Below are 11,817 nucleotides of genomic sequence, written 5' to 3' on the forward strand. Positions count from 1 at the left end.
TGCTTGTTTCTTTGCTCAATATCTAACCCAGATTGAGTGCTAACCGAGGCCGACATCTTTTGGCCTTAGCTGAAACTCTTCAATCGAGCCAATTTCCTGACCAAGGTGAATTTTTGGTGCATCGGCGTGGGCGATACCTTGTGTATGCATCACTAAACGATTCGCTGTTCTTGGTTTGAGTTCATTTACCACAAAGCGGATCATGTCGGCACGAGTTAAGTTTTTCAGCTCCTCGAGCACTTTCTCGCGCTGATTGAACTCTGTGTCTTTATTGCCGATGGCAACCCACAAACGCTGCGCTCTGCTGCGTAAGGTGGTGTCTGGTGCGGAGATTTGATTCCAGAGTCCGCGCTTACTGCTGTGCCATTGATATTCATTGAGCTCTAGCAACACCATGTAAAACGCATTCAAAAATTCATCAATCGAGCGCACTAATTCCGCTGGTGCTGAGTTTGGCGATTGCACATACAGCACGATTCCGGGGTGTTTGTTTAATGGCATGTTGCCGGTTCCCACCATGTAACCAAGTTGCTGTTTAGTGCGAATTTCATGGAAAAAGGTTGCAGACATCAAGTGATTTGCCAAAGAGTAAAGTGCAATGCTGTGAGGTGAGGTGTCTTCACATTGATGATAAATCACCACCGCAGAGTCCTGTTGGCCACATTCCACTTCTCGTTGGAAGCTGCCATTTGCACCAAGCATAATCAGTGGACGTAAGGCTTCTTCGTAGCGCTGCTCTTTCACTCTCAAGGCGTTTTTCAGTGTCGTGGCCATATCATGCGCTTGTTGGCGCTGCCAATCGCCGTAGACAAACATCTCCACATGCAGCTCAGCGAGAATGGCATCGACGAACTCGGCCAACTCTTCCACTTCAATCTCTTGTAAGGCTTCAATGAGTTTGGAAAAGGGAGGGTTGTTTGGCTGTAAAATGCCTGTCATTGCATTAAATAGTTGAGAAATAGGACGATCTTGCGCCGAATTTCGCCAACTGCGAAGCAATTGTTTTTTGATGTTATCAAATCGAATCGGGCTGAAATCTCGCGTTGCAAAGCGCTTGAGGATCATCTCAAGCAGTTGTGGCAGTTTTTGTGAGAAACCCGAGAGCGTTAGGGTGACGCCACCTTGATGAGCGTACATGTTGTAACCCATTCCAGCGATTTCGGCCTGATAAGTTTCTTTGGCCAACGAGTCGAGGAACATCTCAACGCACAGGCGGGTTTTGACAATATTCTTCGCAGAAGAAACCGCGTGTGGACTGTCTATCGCCACGTAAAGCACCCCTTTAGGTACTTTAAATTCGGTGTCCTGTAGGTGCCAGAGACGGAACCCTTCAAGATCTTCAATCAACTGTGGCAGGGTTTCATCCGCTTCGAGCGGGTTGGGATCCAGTTCGTAACAGATAAATGGGTTGCGCGCTGGAAGCTCAAACCCCCAACCTGGGTTAATTTGCGCATAGTTTTGTTTTTGCTCGTCGCTAAATGGCGTGACACGGTATGGGGTGAAGTACCATGCCGCTTCTTTGTCTGCCTCAAAGCCTTTCGCAATCAACGTCACACGCAGATTCTCAACGGTAAAATAGTCAAACAAAGAGCGCAGTAGCGTCTCATCGTACTTCGCCATTTTATAATCGCCATAGATGGTGTCTTCCGCAGCGTAATGCTGCATGTTAATCACCAAATGACTGACCATGTCGAGTGGTCGAGAGGGCTCTTGGAAGCGAAACGCAGATTCAAGTACCGCTTGTTTCTCTTTGTATCGCCACTCTTCAAGCCCTTCTGCTTTGATCAAGCGAATGTACTGGAAGACAGCTTGAATAATCTCATCGGTATGGGCGAGTCCGTCTTTCGTCAAAGTACAACTTACCGTGAAATCACGGTAATTACTGCCAGCAGCGCCACCGCCCGCAGAGAGGGAGGTCACCCAGTTTTTGTTTTTCAGTTTGAGCATCAAACTGCCTTCACCCTCATATCCAAGCAGATGGGCAAAGTAGGAAAGCGGTTTGGTTGAGTAGTGATGATCCATGCCTGGCAGCGGGAATGTCATAATGAGCTTACGTATCTCTTTGAGCGGCTCAATGTTCACCAAAATGCCAGTGCTGTTTTCATCACTGATGGGGGCCTCTATCGATTTACCCGCTAAATGGTTGTTGGCGATAGGGCCGAACTTTTCTTCTGTCCACGTTTGCAGCTGATCAAGACTTTGCGGTCCATAGATGGTCAAGGTCATTAAATCGGATGAATAATGAGTGCGATAGAAGTCTACGATCTCTTGGCGAATGGAAACGCCACCTCTGTCGTTGAGTGTCTCCAAGTTACCGACGGAAAATTTTGCAAAAGGATGATTCGGATTAACCACTTCCTTATTGACTTGGTAGAAGCGTCTTGAGTCGTCGTTCAATTTCAGACGATATTCCGATTCGACCGCTTGGCGCTCTTTATCCAGAGCCTCTTCGTTAAACAAAGGCGCGACAAAAAACTGACTAAATCGGTCTAGCGCTTTTTCAAAAACATTGGCGCTGACGTCAAAAAAGAAACAAGTATGCTCAGTCCCTGTCCAAGCATTATTGCTGCCGCCATGCTGGTTAATATAGCTTTGAAAATCGCCTACTTTAGGGTATTTTTCCGTCCCCAAAAACAGCATGTGTTCAAGATAATGGGCAAGACCTTCTCGTTCGATAGGATCATCAAAATGCCCGACATTGACCGCAAGAGCCGCAGCTGATTTGGTGGCGTCTTCGGAGCTGATCAGCAAAACTCTCAACTGGTTATCGAGCGTCAAGTAACGATAGTGATGAGTGTCATTTGGACTTAAGTGCACGTTGCGTCTCCGAAAATGTCAATATTGTTATTATGAACCTGAAAAGAGCGGGTGCAAATTCTCCGTGGTATTTCCATGGCGAATATTGAGATTGATAACGCTTTGCGTACCTCTCTTTAACAGATTGTTAAGAAAGTCGAAGTCTTTAGCAAGTGAATTGATATAATTGTCGCGGCTGAGTCGAATAAGATCATCAAATAAATACTCGTCATTGTGCTGTGATGGCAGCGCAAAGCGGATCGAAAAATGCAAAGAAGAATGCAAGCGCCTAAACGCGTCAAATGATAATGATCCGAATTGAGTCCAAGGATATTACATGAAAGTACTAATTATGCGTCACGGTGAAGCGGAACATTTCGCCGACAGTGATGCACAACGAGCCTTAACCACTCGTGGTCGTCTAGAATCGGATACCGTAGCGAAAGCTTGTGCCGAACATGGCATCACACATTTTGATAAGGTTCTTGTTAGCCCTTACCTTCGAGCGCAACAAACTTGGCAAGAAATCAGTGGTTATTTTCAAGCCGACGCAGTGGAAACCTGTGAAGACATCACCCCTTATGGGCAGTCTGAGCAAGTTTATGATTACCTGTGCGCGCTGATTGAAGTCGAGCAGCCAGAGCAGATTCTGCTGGTTTCACATCTTCCTTTGGTGGGCTATTTGACGGCGGAATTTGTCAAAGACATGTCTGCGCCGATGTTCCCGACATCCGGCATGGTGTGTGTGGAGTTTGAACCGAGCCAGCATCGTGGCGAAATCCGTTTTAGTTTAAGACCGTAGTTAGAGCCCAATAGTGGTTAGAGCACGATAACGGAAAGAAGGACGCTGCAGGAGATAGTCACCTGCAGACGTGAGAGCGGTTTTATTTCTCAGGGATTGAGAGCAGAACAAGCAGAGCGCCATCTCCGCCAAATTCAAGTGGTGCTTGGTGGAAAGCCAGCACATCAGGATGCTGCGCGAGCCACCGTGGCGTTTTTTGCTTGAGAATGTGCTTCCCGATACCGTGCTGCACGCAGGCACAATGTACTTCATTTTTCACACAGTAAGCGATCATTGCGCCAAGTTCACGCTTCGCTTCTTGTTGTGTCATCCCGTGCATATCAAGAAACACATCGGGAACATACACCCCGCGTCGCAGGCGTTTGACTTCATAGGTGGATACGTCGTCACGTGCGTAACGGGTCGGCCCTTCTTCGTTTAAAAGAGGAACAAACTCGTCTGAGAAATAGAATTCAGAGTCACTGGCTTCACGGCTAATACGCTTGATTTCTTTTTGTTTAGTATTTCTGTTTGGTTGCTGGACTATGGTATCCTGAGGCAACTTTTTTATGCCCTGTACTGCTTCCCGGAATAATGAGAAATCGTCGTCAAGGTCGTTGTCTTTGTTACTCATGGGTTTAACACTAAATATTTACATCATTGGCAGTATTGTAGCGCTTTTCGGAGGCAATTTTGGATAAGATTTTTGTAGAAGAGGCCGTTTCTGAGCTTCATTCTCTTCAAGATATGATTCGTTGGACAGTGAGCCGCTTTAATGCCGCCAATTTGTTTTACGGTCACGGCACTGATAATGCTTGGGATGAAGCGGTTCAGCTAATCCTTCCTACGCTCTATTTACCGATTGATGTGCCTCCGCATGTATTGAACTCACGTTTGACCAGTAGCGAGCGTTTACGCATTGTTGAGCGTGTGGTTAAGCGTATCAACGAACGTACGCCAACCGCTTACCTGACCAACAAAGCTTGGTTCTGTGGTTTAGAGTTCTTCGTTGATGAGCGCGTACTTGTGCCACGTTCGCCAATTGGTGAACTTATCCAAGCGCAATTTGAACCATGGTTAATCGAAGAGCCAGTGCGCATTATGGATCTGTGTACGGGCAGTGGCTGTATTGCAATTGCCTGTGCTCATGCTTTCCCTGAAGCTGAAGTGGATGCCATTGATATCTCGGTGGATGCACTCGCGGTAGCCGAGCAAAACATTCAAGACCACGGCATGGAGCAGCAAGTTTTCCCTATTCGTTCCGATCTATTCCGTGATTTGCCAAAAGAGCAATACAACATCATCGTGACCAATCCACCATACGTGGATGAAGAAGACATGAATAGCCTACCAACTGAGTTCACTCATGAGCCTGCATTAGGTCTTGCCGCTGGAACGGATGGCCTTAAACTCGTGCGCCGTATTTTGGCGAATGCACCGGATTACCTAACAGAGAAAGGTATTTTGGTCTGTGAGGTGGGCAACTCAATGGTACACATGATGGAGCAATATCCGCATATTCCATTCACTTGGCTTGAGTTTGAAAACGGTGGCCACGGCGTCTTCTTGCTAACGCGCGAGCAGTTGTTGGCGTGTGCTGAGGATTTCCGTCTATACAAAGACTAAGCATTAACCCCTTTGCTGACACTTTTTGAGAAAACGCCCGCTTTAATGATTTAAGCGGGCGTTTTTTTTCGAGATGACCGAAAAAGACAAAATTGATCGTTTTAGGGGTTTACATCAAAACACAATAGCGCCACTATGAAATCACGAAGAATTGAAATGTATAGCCTGGTTTACAGCGCTAACAATATTTGAGGAAGTAATGGCAGGAAACAGTATCGGACAACATTTCCGAGTAACCACGTTCGGAGAAAGTCACGGTATCGCACTGGGATGTATTGTGGATGGATGTCCTCCAGGGCTTGAAATTAGTGAAGCAGATCTGCAGACCGATCTGGATCGCCGACGCCCAGGTACATCACGTTACACCACCCAACGCCGCGAGCCGGATGAAGTGAAAATTCTTTCAGGGGTGTTTGAAGGGAAAACAACAGGCACATCGATTGGTTTGTTGATTGAAAATACCGACCAACGCTCGAAAGATTACTCAGACATCAAAGATAAATTTCGTCCGGGTCATGCTGATTACACTTATCACCAAAAATATGGGATTCGTGATTACCGCGGTGGTGGTCGTTCTTCGGCACGCGAAACCGCCATGCGAGTGGCTGCTGGAGCGATTGCGAAGAAATACCTCAAGCAAGCATTTGGTGTTGAGATCCGCGCTTATCTTTCACAAATGGGCGACGTTGCGATTGATAAAGTGGATTGGAACGAAATTGAGAACAACCCATTTTTCTGCCCTGACGTCGACAAAGTTGAGGCTTTTGATCAACTGATCCGAGACTTGAAAAAAGAAGGCGATTCGATCGGTGCCAAGATTCAAGTGGTGGCGACGAATGTTCCTGTTGGTTTAGGTGAGCCCGTGTTTGACCGTCTTGATGCGGATATTGCTCATGCTTTGATGAGCATTAATGCGGTGAAAGGCGTGGAGATTGGTGATGGCTTTGATGTCGTGAGCCAAAAAGGCAGTCAGCACCGTGACACGCTTTCTCCTCAGGGTTTTGGCAGTAACCATGCTGGTGGTATCTTAGGTGGTATCTCAACCGGACAAGACATCGTTGCCAATATTGCGTTAAAACCAACCTCAAGCATTACCGTGCCAGGGGACACCATCAATGTGGATGGTGAATCTACACAGCTCATTACCAAAGGTCGTCACGATCCTTGTGTTGGCATTCGCGCTGTGCCCATCGCTGAAGCCATGTTGGCGATTGTGGTAATGGACCACTTACTGCGTCATCGTGGACAAAATCATGGCGTCAGCACGCAAACGCCAAAAATCTAGTTCTCTAGTTTAAAGTCATTGAAATATAAACAAAAAGGGTGACCATCAGGGCCACCCTTTTTATATGGGTTAATATGAGATTTCGTGTCTTAATGCACGGCTTCTTCAGAGTCCAAGTGGAATGACGGTAAGCGCCATTTAAATCGGACTGCCGCCATGCGCAGCACATAACCTACCACGAGTGTGACGATAGTGGCCGTGACGTCTGGGATTTCAAATGCCAACAATGTCAGGTAAAGACCCGATGCCAAAAGCGCAATGGACGCGTAAAGCTCTTCATGCAATACCAATGGTGTTTGACGACAGATGAGGTCGCGCAGTAAACCACCAAAAACACCAGTCACTAGAGCTGAAACCATACAAATGCCCGGATGTAAGCCCATCTGCAGCGCAATTTTAGTACCAATAATGCTAAATACGATGAGGCCGAGGGCATCAAGGCGGATAAACAAGCCTTTGAGTTTGATCACCCACTTGGCAAGCCCCGTTGTTAAGATGCCCGCCACACAAGTGATAGCAAGAAACTCTGGATTTTTTACCCAACCAAGTGGGTAGTGTCCTAGTAGGATGTCTCGTACCGTACCACCGCCAATGGCTGTTGCACTGGCCACCAACATTACACCAAACCAATCCATTTTTCTGCGTCCGGCGCTTAGCGCACCTGTCATGGCTTCTGCCGTGATGCCAATGACATACAAAACACTTAACAACATGTTGAAACGCTCTAGTAACACTTCCTTTGCGTCATATATACAAAGGGTGGAATAACAAATAAGGCGTGAGTTTAGTCACAAATGATTGGGTTGACGAATGAGAAATAGTAGGGGAAAGCACGCTTTCAAATAAGGTGAGCTAATTCAAATTGCGCAGTGTTTTGGAACAATCGTTTACCTCATTCTAAAAAAGAGCGACAATGCGCAGCGCAAGTCAAAAGAAGTACAGATCGAACCATGAGTCACCATTATCAAGACCTCATCACCATTTTTAATCAGACCTTTTCTGAGTCATTCAACACCAAGTTAGAGTTGGGTGGCGATGAGCCAATTTATTTACCCGCGGATACCTCAGTTCCCAATCATCGAATTATTTTTGCTCGTGGTTTTTATGCCTCTGCATTACACGAAATAGCCCATTGGTGCGTGGCTGGACCAGAGCGCCGACTCCTCGAAGACTTTGGTTATTGGTATGAACCCGATGGAAGAACGGCTGAGGTGCAAGCTGAGTTTGAAAAAGTTGAAATTCGCCCACAAGCGTACGAATGGATTTTGGCACTCAGTGCAGGCTTTCCTTTTAATGTAAGTTGTGACAACCTACACGGCGATTTCGAGCCTGACCGTTTGGGCTTTATGCAGAAAGTGCATCAGGAAGTCATGTCGATATTTGAGACGGGGTTCCCCCCTCGAGTGCAGATGCTTTCCGACGCATTGCGGAATTTTTATCAAGTAAAACCCTTAGAAGTAGGCGATTTCATCGTTAAGTAACCACGAGATTATCCATGATTATTGAATTTGAAGAAAAACTGTTGGAACTGATTGATGCACGTATTGAAACGGCATCAGAAGATGAACTGTTTGCAGGTGGTTATTTACGTGGCCATATTTCGCTCTCTGCTGCGTCTTGCGAAGAAGATGGCGTAAACGATGTGACGGAGCTGAAATCGCGCATTGAGCAGAGTTTAGAGAATGCTCGCTCAGAACTTGCGCCAGCAGATCGCATCATCGTCAGCGACTTGTGGCAAGAGCTCCAAGCGCAAGCTTAACCTCTGTTTCAATAAAAACGCCTCGTCAATACAACGAGGCGTTTTTGTTTGTGCGTATCTTCAACTTACAGCTCGGTAATGGCTTTGCCTTTGCGCAGTTTTCTTACCCACATGCGGCTTGGGTGTAACTCTTCAAGCACGTCAACAGGCAAAGGCAGCGGGTCGTTACAGATTTGCGAGGCGAGCAACTCAGCCATCAGTGGGGCAGAGCTCAAGCCACGAGAGCCAAGACCAAGGAGGCAGAATAAGTTCGGAAACTGAGAAATTACCTCAATCTCTTCTGCTTGAGTGTGCGGCAAATCGGCGTATTGACGCTTAATGGCTGAGAAGTCGCCGACATTGCCAACAAACGGCAGATGATCTCGGCTCACACAGCGGATCCCTTGGCGAGATAAATTGCCAGATGTATCCACTTCTTTTGCCCACGCTTGGTTTGGGACACATTGCGTCAGTCTCTCGGCATTCTCTTGTTGCGCATTGACATCAAACTCAGTATCCAAATGGCGGCGATCGTAACTTGCGCCAATGCAAAGATGCTGATTGTTTGGGTTGACGGGAGTCATGTAGCCGTCGTAACACAGCACACTTTTGAGCTTAGAAAGCGTCTCAGTAGCAGGGACATGGCTGACTTGACCTTTGACTTGGCCAAGCGGAATGTCAGCGGTTTGGCTGAAGGTTTGGAACTCATGACCATTGGCAATAACCACAGCGCTATAAGTATCGTGTTGGCCCTGAGTATGGACTTGCCATTGCTGTGACCTTTCGTCCCAGATGAGTTGTTCAACACTCTGCTCAAATTTGGCCGTGAAGTTGTCGAGGGTGCCCAATTGCGTAAAGAGGGCTTGGGTTAGCTCTGCCGGGCATAGCCAGCCGCCAAGTGGATAATGAACCGATGCCATGTCGATCGGCAAACCAATTTTTGCTGCGGTTTCTCCTACGGAGAGCTTTTGAATCAACTCGGGTGCAAAGTTCCCAGAGAGCATCTTGTCCAACTTGTTGGTTGATTTTTCATCCCACATCAACTGGGTCACGCCACACCAATCATGATCGAAGGTGAGCGCTTGTGCGGCTTGCTCTACAAACTGGCGAGCAAACAAAAACGCGGGGGCAAATACGCGTGAAACGCCATCATGATTGCCATTGAGTAAAGGGTAAACTGCGCCTTGTCGGTTACCCGATGCGCCTTCTGCAGCTTGGGCGTGTTTACAATAGAGGGTTACTTTTTGCCCACGTTGAACCAAGGCTTTTGCGAGGGCTGCGCTGGCAATTCCTCCGCCAATGATGGCAATAGAATCGAGATGAGATGCAGAGGTGCGATTGAAGTAAGGCGCGTGGCGACTTTGTTGTTGTCTTGTTTCCATGCAGCCTGCGATCATTTCTCGCTTGGTGCCAAAGCCTTTCACTTTTTTCATGGCAAAGCCCGCTTCAATCAAGCCTCGTCTTACAAAACCCGCAGAGGTAAACGTTGCCACTCGACACTCAGATCTCGCCAGTTTCGCCATGCCATTGAAAAGATCCTGATTCCACATCTCGGGATTTTTACTTGGAGCAAACCCATCGAGGAACCAAGTGTCGATAATGCCTTCTTCACCGTAAGGCACCGAGGGTAGGCAATCTTTAATATCGCCCAGCCACAGATCAAGTGTGACAGCGCCATTGTCCAGCACAATACGATGACATTCTGGAACAGCAGGTGGATAATGACGATGAAGTTTTTCCGCGAGTTCCGCCAACTCAGGCCAAGCTTGATGCGCTTTGATCAAATCTTGTTTGCTAAGGGGAAACTTTTCAAAGCTGACAAAATGTAACTCTTTGAGTGTTGCGTCGGGGTTTGCACGGCGAAAGTCATTGAACGCCTGCCAAACCGCGAGGAAATTCAATCCAGTGCCAAAACCCGTTTCGCCAATCACAAAGCGACGGCGGTCAAATTCTTGCCATCTTTCAGGAATAAGATTTTGTTTAAGAAACACATAGCGTGTTTCTTCTAGGCCGTTCACATTGGAGAAGTAAACGTCATCAAATTGGTCAGAAACCGGTGTGCCGACTTCATTCCAGCCGAGTTCTGCATGGGTAATGGATGTCATAGTAGGATGTAAATCTGTGATGTAGCGCGGTTAGAATAGGGCGATTGTACGAATTTCTGGGAAAGCTGACCACTTTTGTTATGCTTCTTAGTTATTATCTAGCGGATTTTGAATTATAGGAATGTCACATGAAACGAGTCGTAATCACCGGTATGGGTATTGTTTCAAGTATCGGTAACAACGTCGAAGAAGTGCTTGCTTCTCTAAAAGCAGGTAAATCAGGTATCACTTCGTCTGAGCAATTCAAAGAGAAAGGCCTGCGTTCTCAGGTGTGGGGCGATCTGAAAATTACTCCTGCCGATCATATCGATCGCAAACAAATGCGCTTTATGGGCGATGCGGCTGCGTATGCATACCTATCGATGGAACAGGCAATCGCGGATGCGGGCCTGACAGAAGATCAAGTTTCAAATGACCGTACAGGTATCGTTGCGGGTTCTGGTGGTGCTTCATCACTAAACCAAGCGGCGGCAGTAGACACGCTACGTGAAAAAGGTGTGAAACGTATCGGTCCTTACATGGTGCCTCGTACCATGTCATCAACCGTTTCTGCGTGTTTGGCAACACCATTTAAGATTCGCGGTGTGAACTACACCATGAGTTCAGCGTGTGCGACTTCAGCACACTGTATTGGTCACGCAGCGGAACTTATTCAACTTGGCAAACAAGATATCGTGTTTGCAGGTGGTGGTGAAGAGCTTGATTGGACATTGACTATGATGTTCGATGCGATGGGCGCACTGTCAACCAAATACAATGAGACGCCAGAAAAAGCGTCTCGTACTTACGATGCAGACCGTGATGGTTTCGTTATCTCTGGTGGCGGCGGCATGCTGGTGATCGAAGAGCTTGAGCACGCCTTAGCGCGTGGCGCGAAAATTTACGGTGAGATCGTCGGCTATGGTGCGACATCGGATGGTTACGACATGGTGGCACCATCCGGTGAAGGCGCTGTGCGTTGTATGAAGATGGCGATGCAAGATGTAGAGAAAATCGACTACATCAACACGCATGGTACTTCAACGCCAGTCGGCGATGTCAAAGAATTGGGTGCGATTCAAGAAGTCTTCGCGGGTAACAGCCCTGCTATTTCAGCAACCAAAGCGATGACAGGTCACGCATTGGGTGCCGCAGGTGTTCACGAAGCGATTTACTCAACGCTGATGCTACACCACAACTTTATTGCGCCAAGCATCAATATCGAAAACCTAGACGCTGCGGCTGAAGGTCTTGATATTGTGACTGAAATGCGTGAAGCAGAATTGAATACAGTGATGTCGAACAGCTTTGGTTTCGGTGGTACCAATGCGACTTTGGTGATTAAGAAATACCAAGGTTAATGGCAAAGCTCAGCCGTGTTGCATCGCAGCACGGTCACCAGTTTCCAGAGCTTGATCAGTACCACTGATCGAACAGACGCAGACTCTGTCCCATGGAGAGCGGGACAGGATCCTTTTGTTCTGGAATTTTACCCGGTCTTGTACCG

Annotated in this window: 10 protein-coding genes; 6 read left to right on the forward strand and 4 right to left on the reverse strand. The window is 47.3% G+C overall.

Annotation, left to right across the window (positions count from 1 at the left end; translation table 11 throughout):
* Positions 1 to 39: 39 nt before the first annotated feature.
* A complete protein-coding gene (locus VV1_RS09365; protein ID WP_011079876.1) occupies positions 40 to 2,817 on the reverse strand; it encodes an insulinase family protein in 2,778 nt (925 codons plus the stop codon).
* A gap of 316 nt (positions 2,818 to 3,133) precedes the next feature.
* Between VV1_RS09365 and sixA the strand changes: the two genes are divergently transcribed.
* Entirely contained in the window at positions 3,134 to 3,598 is a 465-nt protein-coding gene (gene sixA / locus VV1_RS09370; RefSeq protein ID WP_011079877.1) for a phosphohistidine phosphatase SixA, read from the forward strand.
* 82 nt (positions 3,599 to 3,680) lie between these two features.
* On the opposite strand, the gene smrB is transcribed toward sixA, so the two are convergent.
* Entirely contained in the window at positions 3,681 to 4,211 is a 531-nt protein-coding gene (smrB, locus tag VV1_RS09375; protein WP_011079878.1) for an endonuclease SmrB, read from the reverse strand.
* 59 nt (positions 4,212 to 4,270) lie between these two features.
* Here smrB and prmB point away from each other — a divergent pair, with 59 nt between their 5' ends.
* Entirely contained in the window at positions 4,271 to 5,203 is a 933-nt protein-coding gene (prmB, locus tag VV1_RS09380; RefSeq protein ID WP_011079879.1) for a 50S ribosomal protein L3 N(5)-glutamine methyltransferase, read from the forward strand.
* Positions 5,204 to 5,402: 199 nt separating this feature from the next.
* Positions 5,403 to 6,488: a chorismate synthase gene (gene aroC / locus VV1_RS09385; RefSeq protein ID WP_011079880.1), complete on the forward strand. Its 1,086-nt coding sequence runs from the start codon at positions 5,403 to 5,405 to the stop codon at positions 6,486 to 6,488.
* 89 nt (positions 6,489 to 6,577) lie between these two features.
* Here aroC and VV1_RS09390 read toward each other — a convergent pair whose 3' ends face one another.
* Positions 6,578 to 7,201: a trimeric intracellular cation channel family protein gene (locus tag VV1_RS09390; protein WP_013571317.1), complete on the reverse strand. Its 624-nt coding sequence runs from the start codon at positions 7,199 to 7,201 to the stop codon at positions 6,578 to 6,580.
* 237 nt (positions 7,202 to 7,438) lie between these two features.
* On the opposite strand from VV1_RS09390, the gene VV1_RS09395 reads away from it, so the two are divergent.
* Positions 7,439 to 7,969: an elongation factor P hydroxylase gene (locus tag VV1_RS09395; RefSeq protein ID WP_011079882.1), complete on the forward strand. Its 531-nt coding sequence runs from the start codon at positions 7,439 to 7,441 to the stop codon at positions 7,967 to 7,969.
* A gap of 14 nt (positions 7,970 to 7,983) precedes the next feature.
* On the forward strand, positions 7,984 to 8,247 hold the full coding sequence (locus VV1_RS09400; protein WP_011079883.1) for a YfcL family protein: 264 nt from the start codon (positions 7,984 to 7,986) through the stop codon (positions 8,245 to 8,247).
* 65 nt (positions 8,248 to 8,312) lie between these two features.
* Here VV1_RS09400 and mnmC read toward each other — a convergent pair whose 3' ends face one another.
* On the reverse strand, positions 8,313 to 10,331 hold the full coding sequence (gene mnmC, locus VV1_RS09405; RefSeq protein WP_011079884.1) for a bifunctional tRNA (5-methylaminomethyl-2-thiouridine)(34)-methyltransferase MnmC2/FAD-dependent 5-carboxymethylaminomethyl-2-thiouridine(34) oxidoreductase MnmC1: 2,019 nt from the start codon (positions 10,329 to 10,331) through the stop codon (positions 8,313 to 8,315).
* 128 nt (positions 10,332 to 10,459) lie between these two features.
* Between mnmC and fabB the strand changes: the two genes are divergently transcribed.
* Positions 10,460 to 11,671, forward strand: coding sequence for a beta-ketoacyl-ACP synthase I (gene fabB / locus VV1_RS09410; RefSeq protein ID WP_011079885.1), 1,212 nt, complete (start codon positions 10,460 to 10,462; stop codon positions 11,669 to 11,671).
* Positions 11,672 to 11,817 lie beyond the last annotated feature (146 nt).

It is taken from the genome of Vibrio vulnificus CMCP6 (assembly GCF_000039765.1).
Lineage (GTDB): Bacteria > Pseudomonadota > Gammaproteobacteria > Enterobacterales > Vibrionaceae > Vibrio > Vibrio vulnificus_B.